The 24078-nt window shown below is 55.5% G+C and carries 19 protein-coding genes and 1 pseudogene; 8 read left to right on the top strand and 12 right to left on the bottom strand.

All coding sequences use genetic code 11. From position 1 onward, the window contains the following. Positions 1 to 173 precede the first annotated feature (173 nt). The 3 genes from A4E19_06310 to A4E19_06300 all read left to right on the top strand — a co-directional run bounded on the left by A4E19_06310 (position 174) and on the right by A4E19_06300 (position 2731). Positions 174 to 989 (top strand): hypothetical protein, encoded by an 816-nt coding sequence (locus tag A4E19_06310; protein ID OQW32957.1) that lies wholly within the window; start codon positions 174 to 176, stop codon positions 987 to 989. 385 nt (positions 990 to 1374) lie between these two features. Then, positions 1375 to 1758, top strand: coding sequence for a hypothetical protein (locus A4E19_06305; protein ID OQW32956.1), 384 nt, complete (start codon positions 1375 to 1377; stop codon positions 1756 to 1758). A gap of 253 nt (positions 1759 to 2011) precedes the next feature. Then, entirely contained in the window at positions 2012 to 2731 is a 720-nt protein-coding gene (locus A4E19_06300; protein OQW33193.1) for a cytochrome C554, read from the top strand. A gap of 252 nt (positions 2732 to 2983) precedes the next feature. Here A4E19_06300 and A4E19_06295 read toward each other — a convergent pair whose 3' ends face one another. The 4 genes and pseudogenes from A4E19_06295 to A4E19_06280 all read right to left on the bottom strand — a co-directional run bounded on the left by A4E19_06295 (position 2984) and on the right by A4E19_06280 (position 7015). Continuing rightward, positions 2984 to 3631 carry a hypothetical protein gene (locus A4E19_06295; protein ID OQW32955.1) on the bottom strand — a complete coding sequence of 216 codons (648 nt, stop codon included), beginning with the start codon at positions 3629 to 3631 and terminating at the stop codon, positions 2984 to 2986. 183 nt (positions 3632 to 3814) lie between these two features. After that, positions 3815 to 4363 (bottom strand): annotated as a pseudogene (locus A4E19_06290) (hypothetical protein). After that, complete coding sequence (locus tag A4E19_06285) at positions 4354 to 5529, bottom strand: hypothetical protein (protein ID OQW32954.1); 1176 nt, start codon at positions 5527 to 5529, stop codon at positions 4354 to 4356. The pseudogene A4E19_06290 and the gene A4E19_06285 overlap by 10 nt, the downstream one beginning before the upstream one ends. A gap of 1 nt (position 5530) precedes the next feature. Further along, positions 5531 to 7015: a hypothetical protein gene (locus A4E19_06280; GenBank protein ID OQW32953.1), complete on the bottom strand. Its 1485-nt coding sequence runs from the start codon at positions 7013 to 7015 to the stop codon at positions 5531 to 5533. 168 nt (positions 7016 to 7183) lie between these two features. Between A4E19_06280 and A4E19_06275 the strand changes: the two genes are divergently transcribed. The 4 genes from A4E19_06275 (at position 7184) to A4E19_06260 (ending at position 10763) form a co-directional block, all read left to right on the top strand. Next, positions 7184 to 7960, top strand: coding sequence for a hypothetical protein (locus A4E19_06275; protein OQW32952.1), 777 nt, complete (start codon positions 7184 to 7186; stop codon positions 7958 to 7960). Between the two features lie 82 nt (positions 7961 to 8042). After that, positions 8043 to 9098: a cytochrome D ubiquinol oxidase subunit II gene (locus A4E19_06270; protein ID OQW32951.1), complete on the top strand. Its 1056-nt coding sequence runs from the start codon at positions 8043 to 8045 to the stop codon at positions 9096 to 9098. Positions 9099 to 9176: 78 nt separating this feature from the next. Further along, complete coding sequence (locus A4E19_06265; GenBank protein ID OQW32950.1) at positions 9177 to 10049, top strand: hypothetical protein; 873 nt, start codon at positions 9177 to 9179, stop codon at positions 10047 to 10049. A gap of 12 nt (positions 10050 to 10061) precedes the next feature. Continuing rightward, positions 10062 to 10763: a rhomboid family intramembrane serine protease gene (locus A4E19_06260; GenBank protein OQW32949.1), complete on the top strand. Its 702-nt coding sequence runs from the start codon at positions 10062 to 10064 to the stop codon at positions 10761 to 10763. 28 nt (positions 10764 to 10791) lie between these two features. On the opposite strand, the gene A4E19_06255 is transcribed toward A4E19_06260, so the two are convergent. The 8 genes from A4E19_06255 to A4E19_06220 all read right to left on the bottom strand — a co-directional run bounded on the left by A4E19_06255 (position 10792) and on the right by A4E19_06220 (position 23019). Continuing rightward, positions 10792 to 12639 (bottom strand): hypothetical protein, encoded by a 1848-nt coding sequence (locus A4E19_06255; protein ID OQW32948.1) that lies wholly within the window; start codon positions 12637 to 12639, stop codon positions 10792 to 10794. 200 nt (positions 12640 to 12839) lie between these two features. Then, positions 12840 to 14003, bottom strand: a complete 1164-nt coding sequence (locus A4E19_06250) for a hypothetical protein (GenBank protein ID OQW32947.1) — start codon at positions 14001 to 14003, stop codon at positions 12840 to 12842. A 15-nt stretch (positions 14004 to 14018) separates the two neighbouring features. After that, positions 14019 to 14540, bottom strand: a complete 522-nt coding sequence (locus A4E19_06245; GenBank protein ID OQW33192.1) for a 5-(carboxyamino)imidazole ribonucleotide mutase — start codon at positions 14538 to 14540, stop codon at positions 14019 to 14021. Between the two features lie 423 nt (positions 14541 to 14963). Then, complete coding sequence (locus A4E19_06240) at positions 14964 to 16409, bottom strand: ABC transporter permease (GenBank protein OQW32946.1); 1446 nt, start codon at positions 16407 to 16409, stop codon at positions 14964 to 14966. Positions 16410 to 16455: 46 nt separating this feature from the next. Next, positions 16456 to 18132, bottom strand: coding sequence for a hypothetical protein (locus tag A4E19_06235; protein OQW32945.1), 1677 nt, complete (start codon positions 18130 to 18132; stop codon positions 16456 to 16458). A 141-nt stretch (positions 18133 to 18273) separates the two neighbouring features. Further along, positions 18274 to 19872, bottom strand: coding sequence for a hypothetical protein (locus tag A4E19_06230; GenBank protein ID OQW32944.1), 1599 nt, complete (start codon positions 19870 to 19872; stop codon positions 18274 to 18276). Between the two features lie 25 nt (positions 19873 to 19897). Beyond that, the gene (locus tag A4E19_06225) at positions 19898 to 21445 is read right to left on the bottom strand and encodes a hypothetical protein (GenBank protein OQW32943.1); all 1548 of its coding nucleotides are present in this window, start codon (positions 21443 to 21445) and stop codon (positions 19898 to 19900) included. Positions 21446 to 21468: 23 nt separating this feature from the next. Beyond that, positions 21469 to 23019: a hypothetical protein gene (locus A4E19_06220; protein ID OQW32942.1), complete on the bottom strand. Its 1551-nt coding sequence runs from the start codon at positions 23017 to 23019 to the stop codon at positions 21469 to 21471. Positions 23020 to 23160: 141 nt separating this feature from the next. Here A4E19_06220 and A4E19_06215 point away from each other — a divergent pair, with 141 nt between their 5' ends. Continuing rightward, complete coding sequence (locus A4E19_06215) at positions 23161 to 24060, top strand: LysR family transcriptional regulator (protein ID OQW32941.1); 900 nt, start codon at positions 23161 to 23163, stop codon at positions 24058 to 24060. The last annotated feature ends 18 nt before the right edge of the window (positions 24061 to 24078 follow it).

The following is a 24078-nucleotide window of genomic DNA, read 5'->3' as shown; positions in this document are numbered from 1 at the left end:
GCACCTAAAGTATCGTGGACAATTTATCTTGCACATGTCACCGGCTCATTGCCGAATAGTTAATATCGCGTGACATTCCTGCTCTCTGCCCCGGACAATTAACCAGCCTGTAATGTTCTTTTCATACTGACGCAATGCGTAGCTGGTAACAGTGAAGCATCAAGGAGAGTCAGATGCGACTTCCTCATTCGAAGCTGGTTTTCTACGTGCTAACGACAACTCTGCTGACAGGATTCACACCTTGCAGTCGGGCGGAGGTCGGTCCCGCAATTGATCCTGATATCCCGTCCTACATCGCTCAAGAGTCGCTGTCCGGCAGACTGTCTATTTCTGTTTCTGCGGCGACGAAGCCCCTCGTTCAGGCCTTGGCAGACGATTTGATTCGCCACTATCCAGAACTACAGATCACCGTGATCTCGAAACGCTCTCACACCGGCCTTGCGGTGCTCCTAGCGCATCGGACCGAGATGATGGCCATGTCCCGACGCATGACTTCAACCGAAGTCGGAAATTGTCTCCTTGAATTGGGATATAAACCCATCGCCGTGCCGGTCGCCCATCACACATCGGCCGTCTTGGTTCGAAACGACGACCCGAATGCCGAAACATTTTCTTCCCAACACGTCCAAACTACCGAATCGACATCGGTCATGCCGCACCGCAACACAAATCAACGTAGCATCGAGGCCATACCGACCAGATACAAATCTCGCACAGTGACGCCGTTGCGGATTAATTCGATGGAGAGCGAAGGATATGCCACACCGATTGTGTCACGCCAGGTGGACCGCTCTTACACCTTGAAACGAAGCCTCTACCTGTACATCGCCAAGCTACCGGGATCGAACGCCCCTGAAGCATCAACAGAATTAATCCGATACGCGCTGAGCCGGCAAGGTCAACAGCGGGCGCTGGATCTAGGATATGTGCCGTTGTCCTTTGAGGAAGTTATGCAGATGACATCCCGGTGGGCAGCGTTGTTACGATGAGCCGATTCACACATCCACCAGTCGGAGATGTCGTCGGAACAGCTGACGGCGATGACAAACGGTATCACCTTCGAGGAACCTTGAGTCAACTGCCGCTGGGTGGCGACCTCAATCACCCATACGCCTTCACCATACAAGCATGTTGGCTTGCTCGACGATTTGCCGGCCTCCTCTCACAAAGTCCCCGCTTTCTTCGCTGCCGGTCAGGTAACAGTCGCCGCGAACGATGCCGTGACATTACTCCAGCCCTAAAAAGCGGCGTTGCCGTAACGTCTCGCGAAGTTCCTCTCAATTGATTTTACCGGCTCGTAATGCTCATCTAACACAGGCGCAATTCCTCCTTGGTAGCTTATGGTCACTACAAAACTAGAAAAAGGAGGATCAGATGGTTACTGTCGGAAACTTGATGAAGAAAGAACTCGTAACGGTAGAAGCGAGTACGTCTGTTGTCGAGGCGGCAAAACTGATGCGGGTTTGCAATGTGGAAAGTGTGCTCATCACCCGCAAGGCACAGGTCATCGGAATTCTGACTGAATCGGATATCGTCAAAAAGTTCGTGGGAGCCGAAAAAGCGTCCTACTTTGTGACTGTGGAAGAGATCATGAGCAGCCCGGTGCCGGGGATCGAAGAACGGCGGCCGCTGACGGAAGCCGCCGACCTCATGGACAAACATCGGACGCTTCATCTCGGTGTAACGAAGGGAGGAGCGCTCATCGGTCTGGTGTCCGTGCGAGATTTTCTCCGGCCCGTCTCCATCGATGACTTTTAACGCCTCGACCTTGCTTGAGCCTGCCGACTATTTGGCGAAGCACACTTGTCTTCTTCCATGCAGTCGGTCGCATGGCCGACCTTCCCTGAATCCTTGACGACCCACCCAGGAGCTCCCACTGCCATGGCTAAGACAAGGGATTCTCCGAGTGGACCTGCCTGGATGACCATCTTATTAGTGTGAATCTTCCTAGGTCTGCTTTAAAGAACTCAAGGAGAAGAGGGCAACACTCATGCGAATGAAAACGGGTGTCATGAATCATCCCATTCTTCACACGATGGCCGTGGCAACTGCGTTATTGGTTCTGGCGAGCATCGCGTCGGCGGAGCCCACCTTCGAGGGTCGGAAGAAATGCTATAACTGCCACAAGAGTCAAGGAGAATCCTGGGATAAGACACTCCATGCGAAGGCCATCGAATCGCTAAAACCGAATACCCGGAAGGAAGCGAAGCTGAAAGCCAAACTCGACCCGAAGAAGGATTACACCAAAGACAAGGATTGTATCGGTTGCCATGTGGACGGTTGGGGCAAAGAAGGCGGGTACGCCATTGAAGAGCCGGACAAGTTTCTGACCGGTGTCGGGTGCGAATCGTGCCATGGGGCCGGGAGCGACTATCGGAAGCTCCATCGCAAAGCAGGGGAGGCTTTTGAAAAGTCCCAGAAAACGATGGAGCGAGAGAGATTGGTTGAAGCGGGACAAGATTTCGAGTTTGCTGAAAAGTGTCACGCGTGCCATCTGAACTACGAAGGATCACCTTGGAAGGGAGTGAAGAAACCCTATACGCCCTTCACTCCGAAGGTCGACAAGAAGTATGCGTTTGACTTCGAAAAAGCCGTTCGCAGCGACAAAGCCTTGCACGAGCACTTCAAGCTGGACGGCGTTTTCACGGGGCAACCCATACCCAAATTCCACGAGGAATTCCAGAAGAAGGCCAAGCCGCCCGTCAAATCCGACAAGGTGGATGAGGAATGATTAATGGGGAAATTACCTTGGAGGTGCTTCCCGTTCAAACGGATACGATTCCGGTCTTTCTCTAAGACAAGGCATGCTGCTTTGAAGTCGCTATGACGGCAGAATTTCAGAAGATGATTGTGAGCAATTGGCGCACGGACACTACAAGCGGTAAATAAATTGATCGCGGGCCGAGCTTGCCGGAGAAAATCGCGACACTTGAGAAACCAAGGCGTTCCGATCGAAAACGTAGTAGTTGGAGAATGACAGCGCTTACTTCACTTTCGAAAAGTCGGCGGGGATTCTGATCTCTTTTCCGTCTTGCAGGTTCACGACGAAGACCGATGAGGCAGTGGGGTCGAACTGTTCGTAGGCGAAGAGTGCCGTGAAGCGGGATCGGAAGACCGGACCATTGCCTTCGTTCTTTCGTCCCCGTTCGGCCTTGCCGATGTCGATCGGCTTAATCCGCTTTGAGCCTTGCTGCAATTCAATCAATGCGCCCTCGGCAAAATACTCATCGTCGCCGCACAGCTGCACTTCCATTTCCATGTTGGGCATGTCCATGACTTTTTGAATGAACTCTTCGGGCATGCGCACGTCCGTCTTGCGTTTCTTTGATTCCGCCGCCTCTTGGCGACCAAAGGCTTCCAGTCGATACCGTTTGGTGCGAAGGACGGCGCTGGCGCCGCAGGGATCTTTTTCCGGATCGGCCCCTACGCGAGTCACCAAGGACGCTTGCTGAAGGACTTTCTTCACGTCTTCCGGTGAATTGGCCTTTTCCATCGGAATTCGCCCGGTCTCGAGTGCCTTGTGCGCTTCGTCTGGCGATAGAGTAACGTCAATCGCCCACATGTCACTGTTCCCGACCGCAAGAACTCCGATCAAGCTCACCAGTGACACCGACAGCTTACGAACAGTCATGCCTTCCTTTTCTTCTATTGCACCGACATGGCGAGATCCAACATGTCTGACACAATCCGATGAATGGTGCATTGTAGGTGAACCGCCATGCCTTTGCAATTAGGCTGTGAACCGATTCCAGTTCGCATATGGCCTACGTCGATATAGGCCTTCGACATTCACCGGAACAGGATAGTCGGCGGATCGCAGAAGTCGGGCGACGAGTCTTAACGGCAATCCCACCACGGTCGTATAATCGCCAACGATTTGCTCCACCAGGTCCCCACCGAGACCTTGGATGGCATAGGCTCCGGCTTTGCCAAACGATTCTTCGGTTGCAAGGTACCGCTCATACGCGTGCTCGAGGTCCGGTTTCATCTGAACTTCGGCGGTGGCAACCTCCACAGATTCGAAATGGTGTTCGCAATGACACAGGGCAACGGCAGTATGGACCTGATGAGAACGGCCCGCCAGGCTGGCCAACATGGCACGAGCATCGACAAGATCTACCGGTTTCCCGAGTAGTTGTCCCTCAAGATCGATCACGGTATCGCTGCCAAGCACGAGGGCCCGAGGCCTCACGAGAGCCACGGATCGTGCTTTTTTCAGGGCGAAGTGCCGGACCTGTTCTATAGGTGACAACCCGACCGTGGGGTGCTCGCGGAACTCCGACGGACAGACTTCGAAGGAAAGCCCCAACAGGGCCAGAAGTTCCTGGCGGCGAGGCGAACTCGACGCGAGTACTAGCTGCATCGTGAAGCCAGCACGCCCGGCTCATCGGGTGATTGGAGCGAAGAGAGGTCCATGGCGGCATCCGGCCGAGCGTGAAACTCGGCGAGGATAGCCTGGAGCTCTTCGACGGAAGAGACCCGCACCATCCGTGCACGAAGCGCGGCGGCATGCGGAAACCCTTTACAATACCAACCGAGATGTTTCCTCATACGATAGAATTGCTTTTGTCCGAGCATTGCCTGAAACTGTTTGGCGTGGTCGACCAACACGGCGAACCGTTCATCCAGCGACACCTCGCCGGGATCTCGCCCGATGTCGATACCATTGATATCCCGGTCTTCCAGACGGGTCTGCTCTTTCTGGCGAAAGAACCACGGGGCCCCAAGCACTCCCCGCCCGACCAACACTCCATCGACTCCGGTTTCCCGAACCCGTCGCGCGACGTCGTCCAGGCTCTGAATATCGCCATTTCCTACGAACAACGTTCCGGTTCCACGCACCAGTGCCGCAGCACGGGCAATCGCGGACCAATCCGCCAAACCTCGATACATCTGTCGAAGCGTTCGCCCATGGAGCGAGATCACGGCCGGTTGTTCCATCAAAAGTTCTTGAATCCATCCCTCGACTGCCACCTCGTCATAACCAAGGCGGGTCTTCACGGACAAGGGCAGTCGGCGTCGGGAGGTTGGGTTGGTCTGACCGCGCTGTCGATTCAGACGTTCGAAGAGGGCAACGCGCGCCGGTTTAAAACCTGCTTGTTCAAGAGTCTGTCCGCCAGCCCAGTCCTCGATGCCGCGTTTGGTCGCCTGCATGATCGTGCGAGCCAGTTCCGGAGTGCGGATCAGCCCGGCGCCTGATCCGGACGACGCCACACTCTTCGATGGGCAACCCATATTGATGTCCAGTCCATCGAAGCCCAATTCACACACCGCCTGGGCCGCCATATAGAAAAGATCCGGGTCTTTCCCATAGAGCTGCGCCACGATGGGACGCTCCTTCTCACTATACAGGAGCGTCTCCAAGTGAATCTCCGACCCATGACAGACGTCATGGACATGGGTAAATTCCGTAAAACTGACGTCCGGCTTGCCTAGTTGTGCGATGACGGATCGAAAGCAGGCATCGGTGACGCCGTCCATCGGGGACAACCCGATGAACGGACGTGGGAGACTTAACCAAAAATTCATATCAGCTCACGTATGCAGAAACATCGGGTTCGTTGGCGAAACGGTAGGCCTGCCGAAGTTCCTCCGCCTCTCGCTCGGCCACGCATTGCAACTCAGGCGCCACCTCCCGGACAAACTCGACAAACCGTTCGACCTTCAGCAAAAAGAAATCGTACGTGTCGGCAAGAGGCCGTGGCTCACGGAACCAGAACGCAACGAATTCATCGAGCGGCACATCTCGCGCGCTGAGCCGGCGGCAGGATTCTACAAACATGTCCTCCAGATTCCCCCCCCAATGAAGAATCTCATAGGGGAGATAGATAATGCGGTAGAGGTCCAACTCTTGGATACCGGCCTTGTCCAGACTCCATTCCAATCCTGTCGGTTCGGTCTTTCCGACCAGGACTCGTGCATAGCGATCGTAGGCCTTTTCGAGAGACTGTGTATTCGATGTCTGCAGCAGATCTTCCAGCCGGGCGCTGGCCTCACGATCCGATGCAGCTTCTTCAGCATTGGTCAGCCGGTCGAACACTCCACTATAGCGTCGGGAGAACTCCGTGAATTCAGCGACAATCAATTCGGCTGGTTTCGTATCCACCTCCAGAGCAAGGCCCTTCAGATTCGTGAGTCGTGAATGGTAGAGAATTTGATCGAGCATCTCGAACAAAACGGGCGGAATGGGGGCGGCATGGGCATCGACCCAGGCCGGGAATGCATCAGTCTCTATACGATTCCACCGTGAAGCCGGAGCCTGGTGTGATTCATGAATGGCCAGACCCGCCACATGGATTTCAACCACGCGATCCATGGGGAACTCGTCGAGAAAGATCTCGGTAAATCGTGTGAGCGACATGGTTCGATGCGCGCCGGAATAGCGAAACACCGTCCAAAGATGGCCCACATCCAAAACCAGTCCACAAGAAGTCTGCTCGCTGATGATCCGGAAAAACGCTGGAATGGACATCGTTCCTGCGACAAAGTACGTGAGTGGCGGCATTTCAAGCAACATCAACGGCGTGCTCCCATTGGTCAGACGACACTGTTGATCGAGCAAATGTTGAATCACTCGTGTATTGTCGGCCACCACGTTAGCGCTTAACGGGGTGTAGAGCGGAGGAAGATAAGTCCCGTAGTGATAGCCGGCGACAGATTTTGTAGCACATTCGTGATTCAGCCAGGCACTTTGCAACAGCAGGAGGTGTTTTGCGGCTTCAGCAACTTCCCGTTCAAACGCCGCATGATTGACCATGTCGGGCTGAGTGACCCACAGCCCCTCTCCATGATAGGTCAATAGTTCGTCGCCGACATCTTTCCTGGTGGATGCCAAAGCCCTCGATGTCGTACGAAACACTTCCAGGAAAGCCGGCGGCACTTGACGTTCTTGTAGACTTCGCCGCAAGCTAGCGAGGTCCGGAGCATGGACATCAACGGAAAGCCCGAGCCCATGCACGGGGATGGTCCCGAGCCGATGAATGAATTCCCTATGGTAAGGCCCACTCGACGCCATCGTTTCTCTCTTGTCGATGGTCAAAATATGTTATTAGTGTATGCCGTCAAACTATTGAATGACAAGGTTTTCAACCTCTCATGGCTCCAGGGAGCCTTCTGCTATACTTGGCATACATTGCGGCCAGGAGGGGGGCAGATTCGTGAAGAAAAGGGACTTCGCTGAGAAATGGCGGACCACGACGATCACCAGCCCAAAGCCCAAGATCCCCAAGCCATACTGGTCGCACACATGATGACGCCCGGCGTAGTCCAGATTCCAGGAGATGTATCGGTCACCGAAGCGGCATCGCTCTTGGAGCGCGAGCGAATGCCTTGTCTTTTGGTCAAGGATACGGAATCACGGTTCGGACTCATGACGCCGACTGACATTGTCAAAAAGGTCGTCGCGCAGGGTCTTGAACCGGATAACATCGAAGTCCGAACCATCATGACTCGACCGGTCCAATTCATCGAATACGACCGAGCGATGGACGAGGCATCGGCACTCATGATGTCCACCGGAACACCGATTCTCATCGTTACGAAACAAGATCAACCAGTCGGCGTCCTGACCGCGAAAGACCTCATTCTTTCTCCAAAGCGATGCGCGACGAATATCTCCGCCATGATCAGTATCATGGAGGAAACGGGCGTGGGAGATGAGCATCAAGTCGCCATTTCACAACTCAGCCATGCCGGCGCCTTAGTGGCGGCTGCCGCACTGTTGCTGCCGGGAACCAAGGTCATATTGAGCTTTTGCCTCTCTGAGACGATGAGCCCGATGACCATTCGAGGGACTGTCTTGAACAACGCGCGAGTTGAACCGGTGTCCCGCGCAATGGATTCCCTCACGGCAACAACTCATGGTGTCGAAATACAATTCGTCGATCTCTCCCCTGCGGATCAGTCAAGAATCAAGGCCTGGGTTCAGACCAATCTGCCTAAACCTTTCGACGCTTCATAGACCGCACGCGATCCCGGTAATCTTTGACCAATACCCGATCCATTGGTACAATTTTTCGTCTTACTCATTGAAAGAGGACAATATGACCACAACCGGGAGATCTCCGCAGATTCGGCAGCGTCCCACCTTGTCACGAGAGGAGATTCTGCAGCAAATTGGGACCCTTCTCGACGGTCGTGAGGACGACCTGCACGCTGCTCTCATGACGGAACTCCTCACGGGGTTGCTGAAACTCCATGATGCCCACCTTGATCTTCTGGATGTGAAAATCGTGAATCGCGCCGTCAAAGAACTTCGCCATGCATTCGGCGTCTTTCATGGGTATCGCGATCGCCAAAAAGTCAGCATTTTCGGCTCTGCACGAACCCTCTCTGACGATCCCAACTATCAACTCGCCTACCGGTTCGCCCACGCCATCGTCCGGGAAGGCTTCATGGTCATCACAGGAGGAGCCGATGGGATCATGCGTGCGGCGCAAGAGGGTGCCGGACGCGAAAACAGCTTCGGCGTCAATATCATGCTTCCGTTCGAGCAAGGTCCTAACTCCACGATCGCCGATGACCCGAAGCTCATTACCTTCAAATACTTTTTCACCCGCAAATTGATGTTTCAAAAGGAAGCCAACGCGATCGCGCTCTTTCCTGGAGGGTTCGGCACACATGATGAAGGTTTTGAGATTCTGACCTTGGCTCAGACCGGTAAGAGCGATCCTCAACCGATCGTTTGTCTACAGGCTCCCGGCTGCGATTACTGGGATGATTGGTCGAGGTTTGTGACGAGGCAACTACTGAATCGGAAACTGATCAATGAAGAGGACATGAGCCTTTTCGTCATCGTGGATTCTGCGGAAGCGGCGGTGAGCCACATCCGTGGATTCTACCGTCGTTACCACTCGATGCGTTTTGTGGGAAGACAGCTGGCGATACGCCTCAAGCAGACCATTACCCCTGAACAACTCGAGCAGGTACGAGACCGATTCGCCGATCTCTTATCCGGGGGCACGTTCGAACTTCGAGGCCCCCTGGCGGAGGAATTAGATGAACCGGCCCTGCGCGCTCTCCCTCGACTCGTGTTTGATTTTAATCGACGCAGCGCCGGGCGGCTTCGCCAGCTGATCAGTCACCTCAATGAGTTGTGAATCACTTTTCGTGGAAGACAGGGACACGACAGACACCTTTTAGTCCTGACTTGGGCATGCTATTCTCTCTCCATTCTTATGGGTAACATATCCTCCGTCCTCCTCTTTCATGGCTCTCCGGACATTGTCCTGTACCATGCCGAATGTTCCGATGGATTCGGAGCAGCCTGGGCACTCTGGAAAAAGTTTCCGAGCGCGAGCTTTTTGCCTGTCAAGCACGGCCATCCACCCCCTCCCGATCTCAAGGATCGTCGTGTCGTTATCGTGGACTTCAGCTACGCCCGCCCAGTCCTGGAAGCCATGGCATCCGAAACCAAGGAGCTGCTCGTTCTGGATCACCATATCACCGCTGAACGGACGTTGGACGGCTTTGCACATGCGTACTTCGACCAAACAAAGTCCGGTGCAGTCCTGGGCTGGGAATGGGCTCACGGCACGACAGCCCCTTGGCTGTTGCAGTATGTTCAGGACAAAGACTTGTGGACTTGGGCTTTGCCGGCAAGCCGTGAAATCAATGCCGCATTAGCCTCCTATCCGTTCGATTTCAACGTGTGGGATCACTTCGTTCAGTCGACGCTCGAGCAAGAAGGTCGAGCCATTTTACGCTACGAGCATGAACTTGTCGGAAAGCTCGCAGCCCAAGCCTCGCTCGTGGAGTTTCAGGGTGTCATCGTTCCTGCTGTGCAAAGTGCCGTCCTGACCAGCCAAATCGGTGAGCGCCTGTCGCCTCATTATCCCTTCTGCTTGATTTGGCATGACCGCGATGGTCGACGCTATTTCAGCATGCGTTCCCGATCCGACGGCACGGATGTGGGGACTATTGCCGCCTCATTCGGAGGCGGCGGCCATACTCATGCCGCTGGGTTTTCCGTTCCACTCGAGGGCGATGGATCACCTCCGACTGACCCCAGATTACCTCGTGCAATCCCCGAACGCCGTCGGATTCCCTAGTTCCGGACTGCCATGATTCCACTCCACGACGATAATCCCACTCAGCGGCCTCCCATCATCACAATGATCTTCATTTTCATCTGTGTCGCGGTATTTCTTTATCAAGTGAATCTTCCTCAGGAGGCTGCCGAGCTGTTCGCATTACAATACGGCGCCATCCCTGTCATTGTTTTTGGCCAGGCTTCATTCCCTGATGGAGTAACTGCTTTCCCGGCCTCTCTCACCCTGGTGACCAGCATGTTTTTGCACGGAAGTTGGATGCATCTCCTCGGAAACATGCTCTATCTTTGGATTTTCGGGAATAACATTGAAGACGCCATGGGTCATGCGAAATTCATCGTCTTCTACATCGTATCCGGTATTCTCGCGGCGCTGAGCCATGCCTTGACGGATCCTTCCTCACAAATCCCGATGGTAGGAGCCAGCGGGGCCATCTCGGCCGTACTCGGTGCTTATCTTCTGTTATTTCCTCGCGCTCACGTGCTGGTTTTGCTGCCGGCGATCGGGATGACTCGAGTGGCGGCGGGCGTAGTCTTAGGCATGTGGTTTATTACGCAGCTGGTCAGTGGAGGCATGAGCGTGGGAGCTGCTGGAGGCGGCGTCGCCTTTTTCGCTCATATCGGCGGATTCATTGCAGGTATGGCACTGATCGGTTTCTTCAAACGGAAAGATGTACGGTTTTTTTCTCCAGGTCGTTCGACATGGTCTCAATAGGCCACCCTATCCGGAACCGGCGGATGATTCACGCAGCGTCCAAAAGCTCTCTGATCCTCTCGACTAATCCGGATTGGCGGTAAGGATGCTGCAAAACATACCGCTGGTTGATCCGGTGGTATTGGATTGTTTCATCATCATAGCTGGAAACAAACAACGCTTTCATCAGCGGATGCTGGTTCAGGAGTCGGCGGGCCAGTTCACGCCCTCCGATTTCATGCATCACCAAAGGACTCACGGTCAGATGAACTACGCCTTTATATTGCCGAGTAAGCATCAACGCTTCGACCGACGAGGCCGCCTCCAAGACTTGATAACGATGGCGCTGTAAGACCGATCGCGCCAGCTTCCGTTCGATTTCGTTTTCCTCCACAAGCAGGATGGTTTCATCTCCTTTGGACAGCATCGCTCTCGGGATCACTTCCTCCCGTATGTCCGGTGCCGTGGCTGCGGGGAAGATGACTCGAACGGAGGTCCCCTGTCCTGATCGACTATCCACCTCCAGCCTCCCTCCGTTTTGTTTGACGATCCCGAACACCGCAGTGAGGCCAAGACCGATGTTCGTTTCTTTCGTTGAAAAGAGCGGTTCGAACATATGGGCTTGGGTATCTAAGCTCATGCCGGTTCCGGTATCACTGATTTGAATCAAGACCTGGGGGCCTGTCATCCTGCCCGACGACGGCCATGACAAGTCCGAGGGATGCTCAATCTTCTTGATCTCCATCGTCAGCATTCCTCTGTTCGACATGGCATCCCGTGCATTGACGATTAACTGGAGCAGGACGGTTTCCAGTCCTTCCCGATCCACTTCGGCGTAGGCCATCTGCTTATCCATGTTGATGGTCAGTCGAATATGATCGGGCAACAGACTTACGATCATTCCGTGCAGATCAGCTATTACCGCTTGGACCGACAAGACGTGTCGCACGGGCTGTTGCTCGATTTCGAGAGCGATGAGTTGGGCCGTGAGCGTGGCGGACTTTTCCCCGGCCTTAAAGATCTCATCGGCCGATGACCTGAGAGGATCGCTTGGTTGCAGATGCGACAGCATGAGACCTGTTTGTTTTCCGATGACGGCGAACAACGCCCCGAACTCACCGGCAATTCTCGCGGCCACTCGTCCGACAGCCTCCATCTTCTGCGCCTGATGAAGTTGTCGCTCCAGCCCCTGCCGGACGACTTGTCCTTCGCGCAATTCGGTATTCGTTTTGGATAGATCTTCTTTCAGTCCCTTGATTCTGGTTTCGAGTTCGGTTTTGGCGGCTTCTAGTTCCACTTCCGTTTTTTTCAGCTGGTCGACATCTTTCTGTAGCGATACCTTTTCTTCCTGGGCGACGGCCGCGCCTTCTAAGGCCACTCCATAGAACACCGCCATGACGAGAAGAACAGGGATCCCCAAAAGCTGTCCTGTGGCTAGAACCCCGGATTCTAAAATACCTTCATACACGACCACAGCGTACCCAGCACTCAAGAGCAGAGAGAGACCGAGCAGATGCCCCAACCGCCGGACCGACGCCGCAATTAGCACCAGCACAAAATAGGTGATGTAGAGATCCGATCGGGCGTTTCCTGAAAGATAGATGACGCCTGTCACGAGGAGTGTATCGAGGGTGACGAGACCGGCACTAAACCAAGGGGCCCTCAGAACGGTCTGGGGCAACATCGCAAGACAGAGGATACCCAACCATAGCCCTATCACTAGGCTATTGCTCATGAATCGGCTGATGACTGATTCGACACTGAAGATCAATTCGTACGATAAAGTGATGGTGACGAGCCCTTGAAGCACGAGGAATCGAGTGCCTGGCTCCGTAAGCCATCGGCAGAGCCTATCCGATGTTTGCTTGGAGCCGGTTTGAGCCAAATTTTGTCTCATGGTTTTGCGCCTCCGATGGCAACAGCTCGTGTGAGCGAGCAAATGTCATACCTTCGTGCGCCAAATCAACCTCATCATTTACGTGGCTTTTTCTTCTCGTCCCGATCTCTTGTGAACCACGTGTTGACAAAATCGAACGTCAGGAACTTGTATGCTGCCAAGGAGGCTTTCTCACCACATGCGTTGCTGTATCGGATGGATTAGGAAGAGCGTCGGATGCGTGCAATGAACTGGCGAGCCGTTTCAGTGGCTGTTTCTACTTGGGAGGCGGTAAATGTCACATGCCCCATCTTTCTACCAGGACGCATGATCCGCTTACCGTATAGGTGCAGTACGGCCCCTGCGGTCGCATGGAGCGCATACAACCCTTCACCGGATGTCACCGCCTGTACTTCCTCGCCGATGAGATTCACCATGACTGCTGGGCTTAAGAGTCTCGTTTCTCCCAACGGCAGGCCGCAGGTCGCTCGTACCTGCTGCTCGAATTGTGAGACCGTACAAACGTTCAATGTATAGTGGCCAGAATTATGGGGGCGAGGCGCAATTTCATTAATTAGGAGGGAGCCATTTGTGGTTTGAAAGAGTTCTACACAGAACACACCAACGCCTTGTAGCGCCGTGACGACCTGCTTTGAAATTTCCGTCGCCGTTTCGGCGACGTCAAGAGGAATGGAGGCCGGCACGAGGGTTTCCCGTAAGATGCCCCGCTCATGCCGATTCTCAACCACCGGATACACACACTGCGCGCCATTCCCGCCTCGCACGACGAGAACCGAAAGTTCTCGGACATACTCGACGAACTGTTCCAGAATCCACCGGCGACCGGCGTTCGCTGTTCTCAAGATGTGTTCAACTTGTTTTACGTCAGAAGCGTCGCGGAGCACCCACTGCCCTTTCCCGTCATATCCACTTCTCGCCGTCTTACAGACGGCGGGAAGGCCGAGGCGATCGACGGCTGACCTAAGTTGCAGGGCTGATTCGACAATCGAGAATGCGGGAACAGAGAGGTGCCGTGACGACAAGAACTGCTTCTGCTCAATTCGGTCCTGGATGACCCGCAGAACAGCTCCGGAAGGTCGCATCGGACATCCCCTTTCCAGCCATTCACAGAGCTCCGCCGGCACATTTTCCCATTCGAGAGTGACGGCATCGGCGATGCGGGCAAATCGGTCGCGGACGTTTACGTCCGAAAAAGGTGCGATGAATGAGTGGGTGGCAATCCGATGAGCCGGCGCGTCGGCATCTGGATCCCAGACTGCCACACCATACCCCATGCGGCGGGCAGCCTCGGTAAACATCATCCCCAATTGCCCTCCGCCCAATACCCCCAGAGTGGAGCCTGGCTTAAGGATTCGTTCCGTCACAGCGGTCGGCTCATCTCATCGGCTCCGGGGTTGCCTAGTCTGGTGGCCTTTGGCCTCCGGAGAGTTGAGAACGCTTTCGGTTTGAGCCGTCCGGTAATGCTTGATACTGACCGCAATTTCAGGATGGCTTCCGGCAAGAATTTGTCCGGCCAAAAGGCCTGCATTCTCGGCGCCCCCTATCGCCACGGTGGCAACGGGTATGCCCTTTGGCATTTGGACAATTGATAAGAGAGAATCAAGGCCACGGAGGTTTTCTGTGGGTATCGGCACACCGATCACCGGAAGGTCGGTCTTGGCCGCCAACATACCGGGGAGGTGAGCCGCTCCTCCAGCTCCCGCAATGATGACCTTGATTCCTCTGCTAGCAGCGCTAGTGGCGTACTCGAAGAGCCGATCCGGTGTTCGATGAGCAGACACGACGAGGAGTTCATAAGGAATACCGAGTTCCTTCAAGATCGCTCCGGATTTCTCTAAAACCGGAAAATCTGATTTGCTGCCCCCCAAGATTCCGACCAGCGGCCGCTGGTTCGTGAGCATTTGGCTCAGGCTTTTCAGAGACTGACTCACTCCCCGCTGTTTTTTGACCATTGTTGATCTCTCCCGCTTCACAAGTGCTTCTGCCGTCAGTCGTGCAATACCGGCACCTTAGCGACTCCTTTGGATAGGGTCAAGGCGATCGGAACTATGACTATCTTCTTGTGTGGGATGACCGATCGCTGATGCTTGCGTGATCGGACCAGGGCAGCAGCGATGTTGCCCACTCGCAATGTCCGAGTCGAAAGAAACCGTAGTGCATGCAATCGTAAGCAGCACACTGGAGAGAACGTTACAATGGGACGCACTGACGAGGAAAGGAACTACACTGCCACCGTTAACGAGTAGATGGCTCAGGGCGAATCCCTGAGCCATCTATACCGAGAAGGAAAACGATGTGCCGCATTCCTTGTGCGGCACGATCAACTATTTGCCACCCGGGGCCGCCACCTTGGGCGCGAACATTTCAAATACACTGGGCTCCCGCTGCAGGTAGTCCGGCGGGAAGAAGTTGAATCGCCGCCACAGTTCGTACCAAAGAGGGACACGATTCATGATCACCCAGCCCAAGACTTTGGTACCCTGTCGCACTTGAGCCTGTTCAGGCCATGGTTGAGGATCATCCGGGTCCGGAACGACCCAAAACCGATAATTTCCTTTCCCATCGTCGATCTGGTCAACAACCTTGATCACGCCCCCACGAGTACCCGCCATCAACCCAGGCCAGGCAGGCAATGGGATGGCCGGCACTCCGAAGAACAAGATGCGCACTTTCCGCCCAGGCTTCAAGAGCGGAGAATCCAACCCCTCCGCCACCATTTCAATTGCAGGATCCGAGGCAAGCGGAGAAATAGTAACCAGATTTTCTCCCTGTTTGACTGTTTCATTGATACCGACTTTCGCCATCTTGACGACGGTCCCATCCATCGGCGCAATGAGTTTCGCGGCCTCGATTCGTTGCTGGACGCCCTGTTGCCGGTAAGAGATATCCGCCAACGATTCCGTAGCCTTCGCCGCTTCCGCCACTGCAGCATCGCGCGATGCTATGGCATCCATGAGCCGTTGCTGCACATCCGCGGTGATTTGGTCACGTCCGAAACTCAAGGCAGACCGAGCCTGCTCGGCAGCCAATAAACTGGCCTGTGCTGCCTGCAAACCTGCTTTTGTGCCAATTTCCGTCTGAATCGTCAACTCGAGTTCTCGTTGTGAGACCAGTCCGTCTCTGACAAGTTGCCGATGCCGGTCGACGTTGAGCTGCGCCGTGTGCACGTCAATCTTGAGCTGCTCGACCTTTTGTTGCGCTTCCCGTACCTTATTATCCGCCTCGACCACTCTCGCTTCCGCCGACGGAACGGCAGCTTGGACTAACTTCCTCATCTCTCCGATTCGCTTATTCAGTTGATCCGCCCTGGCCAACGCCGCCTGACGTGTTTGTTCAAGCGCTACCTTACGTTGTTCGAACAAGGGAAGAATTTCCGGCGCCATGAAGGTCGGGTCGTAATCCTCGAGTTCACCGACGAGGTCGCCCTTCTTGACTTTGACGCCTTCATAAATGTGCCAAGCTTTGACACGACCTGTAATTCGAGATTCAATTTGCTGGGGACGATCATACGGCGTGTAAGCTGACACTTTCCCAGACGCCTGGATGGTCTGTGTCCATGGTACGAATTCAAGGACGATCAGAAAGAGCAAGAGAATCGTCAGAATCGCACGAGAAGCCGTGAACATTCCGCCTGGAATCTGTACAGCCTCCCAGCATGGCAACTTGGCCAATGCCGGTCCTTGTTCGATGGTGATCGCCTCCAAGCCGACCCCTCGCCGGACCAGCGCACGTTCTCCGCTGCCTTCGACACCGCGACCTAGGCTAGCCATGGAGCCTCCATTCATTTACCGGTGTTAATTTGCCATTCCGAACCGTTTACGCATGTGCATGATGCAGCATGATACGACGATCCGCATGATCCGTAAGATTGGGATCCGTCGACACGAAGATCACGGACCAGGCTTCATCCTTCGAGCACAGCCGACGCAGGACCCGCTCGCGCAACGACGGCTCGAGCGAGTGAATCAAGCCGTCAAATATGAGCACTTGCGGACGTCCGAGAATCGCTCGAGCCAACAGGATCTGCACGATATGGGTCGGTGACAGGGATTCACCCAAGGCTGAAATATCTGACTTGACCCCACGCGGCAACCCTTCGACATCTTCTTCAAGCTCAGTGAAGCGAAGCGCCCAATTGAGGTCGTCATAGGTGACATACGAACGTCCCATGACGATATTTTCCTCGATCGTCCCTTTCACCAATGACAGCTGAGAATCGATCATCACGCTGCGGCATTGGTTGATGGCATTGCCGTCGATATACCGGAGATCAACCCCATTGTACTGAACGACTCCGTTCGTTGGGACTTCGAGGCCGCCCAACACTCTGGCCAAAGCTGTTTTGGCCGCCGTGGTCCTGGCGTAGATCCCGAGCTTCTCGCCCGGGGCCACGTCCAAGTTGAAACCATCGAACACCGAGACCCCGCTGTGAACCAAACTGACACCTTTACAGGTCACCCGGACCCCTTGAGTCAAGTGCTTTGGAAGAGCGACAGCCGATTCGGTTGAAACCTGATCCTGCTCTTGACTAAAGACCTCATCAAGGTGGGTCAGCGACGCGAAGAAATAATATACATGTCCCATGTTCTTGATGAGAGAGTCGAAATTGATGACGAGTGCACTCACCACCGCTTGAACAGCGACTAACTGCCCAAGGGTCAACTGCCCCGATGCCATGAGCGAAGCTGCGAGGCCAAGCGCACCGGCTTGCGCGATGGCTTGTCCACCGACTGAACCAATATATTGTCGTACGAGAACGGCAAACCGCGCCTTCCGTGTTTCAACATAGCGACTGACGAGATCGTTCGTCTTGTGCATGAGAAACGGGCGACTGTCAGTGGCCTTCAACTGAAGCGCATTCCGCGAAACCTCTTGAACAAAATTAAAGACATCGTACTTCGCATGGGACATGGCGAGAGTCGTCTTGAGAGCACCACGGGAAAGCACGAAAAACGTGAGCGCGAACCCAGCCATGAGCAGAAGATTGTACATGAGAAAATAGGGATGGTAGACGATCAGCACGACCATGCCGACCGTGCCTCCCACCACGACATTGATCAGATCGATCAGCAACGTGGATAAGGCACGTTGCATGAAGACCGTTTCGATGAAGTAGTTCGCCAGTTCAGGTTTCGCTCCTTTAAAGCGATTCCGAGGAAGCTGCTCAACCATCGCAACTGTGACTCGTGCGAAGATCCGGCGTTGCACGACATCCACCGCGTAGAAATGGAATGTCTTGAAGAGGCCGACAAACAGCAGAACCCCCAGCATGATCCCCGTCAGGGTCCAGATCATGACCGGCTGCACCGCATAGGAGAAGGTACTAACCAACTCCTGTACGGTCAATGGAATGATAAGAGAAAAGAACCCGACTGCCAGGGCGTAAGAAAAAATCAAACTCATGATTTTTTTCTCAGCCCGCATCGCCACGGACAACTGCTTCATCAGTGCTTCGAACAGGCCCCTATAACCTTCGCCCTGAGGTTCTTTCATGAGCACCCCCAGTAATAGGTCTGAATGTGAATCATGCGCCCCTTGCCAAACTTCATCACGGCTGCACTACACCACGTTTGAGAATCGACTTCCAAGCCCATCGAATGAACTATACGGTAGTACCACCCCTTCTTCCTGACATCAGTCGCGTCCCGGTAGTTTACGACCGGACGAACCGGCTACGTGCAGTGGATCCCCATACTTGCTTAACACCTGGTCGGAAACAGGTTTCGACAGCGCCCCTCTTGCCCACAGCATGCCTCCACGCGACACGGCATAGTCAGCTTGGGCGCGGTAGAGCTCGTAAGCCGCTTGGACGACCGCACGCTCTCGTAGGTTGACGAAGAGCACGCTCGTTGCTCCCATATTAAACCGGGCTCGTTCGCCTTCTTCCAAGGTCTTGGCCAAGCGCAGAGCTTCCGTCGCGACCTTCACGCGGTCCCGGGCCCGTACTTGGGCTGACAACCAGTTATCAACGTCGATCTGAACTTGTCGCTCGGTATAGGCTTGCTTCCAAGCCAATCGTTCCTGCTGCGCTTCTGCGTGAAGGACCTTCCCTCTGGCACCCCGATTGAACAGCGGCATACTAAAGAGAGTCGCCATTCGGTAGCCGACCCCTCCAACCCAATAGATAGAACCGATCGACGGACCCCCCTCAACCGTGAGCTTAGGAAGCAGGCTATTCTTCGCCAGTTTGATTTCGATATTGTTCAATTTGGCTTCAATGTAGAGGTCGCGCACTTCCGGACGATCCTCCGCGGCTTCCACCTTGAAGGCCGCCACATCCTCGTCACTTGGCAACGTCGTCTCCCCCTGGAATTCCGGCGCCCACTCCGGTCTCGGTGTTACCGGCTCGCCGTTGTCCCAGAGAAACAGCGCCAGCTTATACTGCTCATACTCCACCTTCCGTTGCGCGGCAATGGCAGCTTCTCGACGCCGCTGAACTTCTTCTCGGGCTTCGACCACGTCTATCGGAGCGACCGCGCCGGCTTTGGCTCTTCCCTCGACCATGCGATAGCGCTCCTCGGCGACGGCCAGCGCACGCTTGACCACATCGGCTTGCTTGACGGCGACCTGCCAATCCCAATATTGCACGGCCCCGGCCAAGTAGAGATCTTGCCGTTTCTGGGCGACCTTCACCTCGGCTTGCGGCCCGGCGAGCTCAGCCTGTTGCAACCCGGCATACTCTTCGTTGACCATGAATCCCCGCAGGAGATTAAATTTCCCGCCGATTAGGGCCAGTTGTTGCGGATAGAAAAGTTGCAAGTCTTGAGGGAGCGCGACCCCGGGACTCTGGACGTTACGGTCGCTTGGGTCTATGGTATTTTGCCCACTGAGCGTCGCATGATCCCCAAAGACGTTCCGGATACCGACGAAGAGTTCCCACCCGATAGGGTGCCCGACCTTGATAAAAGTATCGTTATAGCCAGAACTTAAGTGATTCGGCGCACCACTGACGTTCGTCAGATTGAACGTTTGATACCGGTCGAACTCGACTTCGTTCCGAACCTTCGGCTCCCACGCACCCAAGGCTTTCAAGATTTTCGCCCGAGCCTGCGCTCGCTCCAGTCCGGTTGCCTTAAGCAGCGGATGGGTCAACTCAATTCTGGCCAACACCTCTTCAATGGTCAGGGGAGCGGTGCGAGTAGACTGAGCTCGAACGACGCTCGAGTCGATCACTGTTTCCGCCCCTGCGGTCACCGGCACCATCATCAACGAGAACAGCAAGAGAAGGATCAAGGGAGGATGCTCCTTTGTTGCTGAATTAATCGCGTCCCGGTCGTTTGAAGCCGTTCATGCCTGCCGCCGTCAGCGGGTTCCCGTACTTGCTCAACTCGCTTTCGGGCCACGGCTTCGACAACGCGCCCCTCGCCCACAACATGCCTCCACGCGCTACGGCGTAGTCGGCTTGCGCCCGATACAGCTGGTACGCCGCTTCCACCACGTTACGCTCACGGATGTTCACAAAGAGGACGGTGGTCGCGCCCATGTTGAATCGGGTCCGTTCGCCCTCCTCCAGCGTCTTCGCCATGCGCAGCGCTTCCGTCGCTGCCTTCACCCGGTCTCTGGCCCGCACTTGGGCCGAGAGCCAGTTGTCCACGTCGATGCTGACCTGCTGCTCGGTGTACAGCTGTTTCAGGACCAATTGCTGCTGGTCCGCTTCCGCGAACAGAACTTTCCCACGCCCTTCCCGCTGGAACAGCGGCATCGCAAAGGACGATTCCATCCGATATCCGACCCCCACATTCCAGTCCGCGCCGGCTTCCATTTGTCCCCCCTTAAAATCAAACTTGGGGAGCAGGTAGTTCTTGGCGAGCTTGATGTCGATATTATTCATCTTGGCTGCGATGTAGAGTTCTCTCACTTCCGGCCGATCTTCTTTGGCTTCCACTTTATAGGCCGCAACCTCGTCGTTGGTCGGGAGCGGCGTTTCACCTTGGAATTCCGGCGCCCATTCCGGTCGCGGCGTCACCGGCTCGCCGTTCTCCCACAGAAAGAGGGACAGTTTGTACTGCTCATACTCCACCTTCCGCTGGGCGGCGATGGCGGCTTCTCGCCGACTCTGAACCTCTTTGTTCACCTCGACGACATCGAGCGGCGAGGCCAGCCCACGCTTGGCCTGCCCTTGTACCTGAATGAGGCGCTCTTCCGCGACAGCCAATGTCCGTTTCTGCACTTCAGCCTGCTTCACCGCCACTTGCCAATCCCAGTACTGCACGGCCCCGGCGAGATACAGGTCCTGTCGTTTTTGGGCGACGTGGATCTCTGCCTGCGGACCCGCGAGTTCGGCCTTCTGGAAGTCGGCATACTCCTCGTTCATCATGAAGCCGCGCAGTAGGTGAGCTTCACCACCGACGAGGATTTGCTGGTTCTGCCAGAAGAGCAGTCCATCATTCGCGAGGAGCGCATGGGCGCCTTGGTTGGTGCGATCCCCAAACCCATTGCGGATCCCCCCATGGACCGTGAAGCCCCAGGGATGCCCCATCTGGAGAAGGCTGTCGTTAAATCCCCCCGTCGTCTCATTAATAAATGCCAGGAAATTCCAACTCTGATACCGATCGGCCTCTGTCCTGTTCTTGAACGTCGGTTCCCAGGCTGCGAGCGCCTTCAAGATCTTCGCCCGGGCCTCCATCCGTTCAACCCCGGTCGCCCGAAGCAGCGGATGAGTCAGCTCAATCCGGGCGAGCACTTCGCTGATGGTCAGAGGCTCGGTGCGGGCGGACTGCGCCTTCAACGCGCTTGAATCGTGCACCGGCTCCGCCAGTGCCGCCACGGGAAGCAAGGTCAGAATCACGAGTAATAGAGCGGCCATCGAAGGATGCTCCTTGCGTCGGATTAATCGCGGCCCGGTCGTTTGAAACCGTTCATGCCCGCCGCCGTCAGCGGGTTCCCGTACTTGCTCAACTCGCTTTCGGCCCACGGCTTGGCCAACGCACCCCTCGCCCACAACATGCCTCCACGCGACACGGCGTAGTCGGCCTGCGCCCGATACAGCTGGTATGCCTGTTCCACCACGTTGCGCTCACGGAGGTTGACGAAGAGCACACTGGACGCGCCCATGTTAAACCGAGTCCGCTCGCCCTCTTCCAGCGTCTTGGCCAACCGCAGGGCTTCCGTCGACGCCGTCACCCGGTCTCTGGCCCGCACTTGGGCCGAGAGCCAGTTGTCCACATCGAAACTGACCTGTTGCTCGGTGTACAGCTGTTTCAACGCCAATTGTTGCTGAGCCACTTCCGCAGCCATGACTTTTCCACGCCCTTCCCGTTGGAACACCGGCACCTCAAGGTGCACACCGACCCGATACCCGAGTCCCACGACCCAGTCCGCAGCGCCTTTGGTGGGCCCGCCCTCAAGATCCAACAACGGGAGCAGTTTGTTCTTGGCGAGCTTGATGTCGATGTTGTTGATCTTAGCTTCGATGTAGAGCTCCCGCACTTCCGGCCGCTCTTCTTTGGCCTCCACTTTATAGGCCGCGACCTCGTCGTTATTCGGGAGCGGCGTTTCGCCCTGGAATTCCGGCGCCCATTCCGGTCGCGGCGTCACCGGCTCGCCGTTCTCCCAGAGAAAGAGGGACAGCTTGTACTGCTCATACTCCACCTTCCGCTGGGCGGCGATGGCGGCTTCTTTCCGATTCTGAACCTCTTTGTTCACTTCGACAACATCGAGCGGCGCGACCTTCCCGCCCTTGGCCAATCCTTCGACCTGGACCAAGCGCTCTTCGGCAACCGCTAAGGCGCGCTTCACCACCTCGGCTTGTTTGACGGCGACCTGCCAATCCCAGTACTGCACGGCCCCGGCGAGATAGAGGTCCTGTCGTTTTTGGGCCACCTTGATCTCCGCTTGCGGCCCCGCGAGCTCAGCCTGTTGAAACTGGGCGTTCTCCTCGTTGACCATGAAGCCCCGCAGGAGATGGAACGACCCGCCGTAATAGAAATGCTGCTGTGGATAGGCGGCCAGTAGATCAGGGGGGTACGCAATCCTCGAGGTGGCTTTATCAAAGAAGCCGCTGCGGAGCCCGCCTTCGACCGTGAAGCCCCAGGGATGCCCGACCTGGACCGTGCTATCGGCATAGCCAGTGGTATGTTGACTCGGAATGTCGAAGGCCGTCGTGAGGTTCCAAGTCGTATAACGTTCGGTCTGTGTATAGTTCTTGATCTGCGGTTCCCAAGCCCCAAGCGCCTTCAGGATCATCGCCCTGGCCTTCGTTCGCTCGGCTCCCATCGCCCGAAGCAACGGATGCGTCAACTCGATGCGCGCCAGCACTTCTCCGATGGTGAGGGGTTCGGTGCGCGTCGACTGAGCCTTCAATGCGCTGGAATCATGAATCGGGTCCGCCAGTGCGGTCATTGGCAGGAGAGTCACCAGGGCCAATACCAGAGCGATCATGAGGGATGCTCCTTTCACATCGGGTGGCGGACGGCGCTCACAGTAGCAATCTCCTGCTTATTTTTCAAAATAGATAAAACGGATTGGAGTTATCGGCTAATCCGATGTATAGTGCTTCCCTCATTCAAATCCTAGGGCCATATGGATTGGCTGAACTATCATCATCTCCTGTATTTCTGGTCCGTCGCCCGGCACGGGACCGTGACCAAAGCCTGCGAAGAACTCCGCCTCGCGCAGCCCACCATCAGCGGACAGATCCACCTCTTGGAAAATACCTTGGGAGAAAAGTTATTCATACGGACCGGCCGCCGCCTGGCGCTGACGGAGATGGGCCATCTCGTCTTCAAGTACGCCGAAGACATCTTTTCGACCGGACAAGAGTTGATGAACACGGTCAAAGGGCATGCGAATGGACATCCTGCTCGACTGATCGTCGGCATCGCGGATGCGGTTCCCAAACCACTGGCCACCCAACTCCTCAAGTCCGCTCTGAAACTGCACCGGCCGACCCACTTGATTTGCCAGGAAGACAAATTGCGCCAACTGTTGACCGATTTGACGGCCCATCGATTGGATCTGGTGATCGCCGACACTCCGGCCCCCTCCAGCATCAAGGAGCATACGTACAGCCATCCATTAGGCGAATCAGGAGTGACGCTGTTTGCTACGGCGAAACTGACGACGCAATATCGCCGAGGCTTTCCCCAATCCTTAAGCGGGGCACCCATACTCCTTCCGACATCCAGTGCCATGCTCCGGCGCCTGCTCGACCAGTGGTTCGTTAATCAAGGACTCCATCCGAACATTGTGGGGGAGTTCGACGACAGTGCGACTTTAAAGGCCTTCGGCCAAGATGGATATGGAATCTTCCCCGGTGTGTCGGTGATCGAAAAGGAGATTTGTCGCCAATATCGGGTGCAGGCGGTCGGACAGTTGGAGTCTCTCAAACAACATTTCTACGCCATCACGGCCGAGCGCCGGCTGAAGCATCCGGCCGTCCTCGCTCTTGTCCGCGCCGCCCGGCAAGAACTGCTCGGGTAAGAACCTCCAGCGGCAAGC

Source organism: Nitrospira sp. SG-bin1, assembly GCA_002083365.1.
In the GTDB taxonomy this organism is placed as follows: Bacteria; Nitrospirota; Nitrospiria; order Nitrospirales; family Nitrospiraceae; genus Nitrospira_D.
Note: the sequence above shows the minus strand (reverse complement) of the source record. Positions and strands in the feature narration are given on the sequence as shown.

Excerpts from the sequence above, each read along its gene's own strand:
- A4E19_06220 (OQW32942.1), bottom strand. The coding sequence starts at position 23,019 with ATGATCGCTCTGGTATTGGCCCTGGTGACTCTCCTGCCAATGACCGCA.
- A4E19_06265 (OQW32950.1), top strand. The coding sequence starts at position 9,177 with ATGGGTAACATATCCTCCGTCCTCCTCTTTCATGGCTCTCCGGACATT.
- A4E19_06270 (OQW32951.1), top strand. The coding sequence starts at position 8,043 with ATGACCACAACCGGGAGATCTCCGCAGATTCGGCAGCGTCCCACCTTG.
- A4E19_06235 (OQW32945.1), bottom strand. The coding sequence starts at position 18,132 with ATGAAAGAACCTCAGGGCGAAGGTTATAGGGGCCTGTTCGAAGCACTG.
- A4E19_06300 (OQW33193.1), top strand. The coding sequence starts at position 2,012 with ATGAATCATCCCATTCTTCACACGATGGCCGTGGCAACTGCGTTATTG.
- A4E19_06260 (OQW32949.1), top strand. The coding sequence starts at position 10,062 with ATGATTCCACTCCACGACGATAATCCCACTCAGCGGCCTCCCATCATC.
- A4E19_06310 (OQW32957.1), top strand. The coding sequence starts at position 174 with ATGCGACTTCCTCATTCGAAGCTGGTTTTCTACGTGCTAACGACAACT.
- A4E19_06255 (OQW32948.1), bottom strand. The coding sequence starts at position 12,639 with ATGAGACAAAATTTGGCTCAAACCGGCTCCAAGCAAACATCGGATAGG.
- A4E19_06245 (OQW33192.1), bottom strand. The coding sequence starts at position 14,540 with ATGCTCACGAACCAGCGGCCGCTGGTCGGAATCTTGGGGGGCAGCAAA.
- A4E19_06280 (OQW32953.1), bottom strand. The coding sequence starts at position 7,015 with ATGGCGTCGAGTGGGCCTTACCATAGGGAATTCATTCATCGGCTCGGG.
- A4E19_06240 (OQW32946.1), bottom strand. The coding sequence starts at position 16,409 with ATGGCTAGCCTAGGTCGCGGTGTCGAAGGCAGCGGAGAACGTGCGCTG.
- A4E19_06215 (OQW32941.1), top strand. The coding sequence starts at position 23,161 with ATGGATTGGCTGAACTATCATCATCTCCTGTATTTCTGGTCCGTCGCC.
- A4E19_06285 (OQW32954.1), bottom strand. The coding sequence starts at position 5,529 with ATGAATTTTTGGTTAAGTCTCCCACGTCCGTTCATCGGGTTGTCCCCG.
- A4E19_06295 (OQW32955.1), bottom strand. The coding sequence starts at position 3,631 with ATGACTGTTCGTAAGCTGTCGGTGTCACTGGTGAGCTTGATCGGAGTT.
- A4E19_06225 (OQW32943.1), bottom strand. The coding sequence starts at position 21,445 with ATGGCCGCTCTATTACTCGTGATTCTGACCTTGCTTCCCGTGGCGGCA.
- A4E19_06305 (OQW32956.1), top strand. The coding sequence starts at position 1,375 with ATGGTTACTGTCGGAAACTTGATGAAGAAAGAACTCGTAACGGTAGAA.
- A4E19_06275 (OQW32952.1), top strand. The coding sequence starts at position 7,184 with ATGGCGGACCACGACGATCACCAGCCCAAAGCCCAAGATCCCCAAGCC.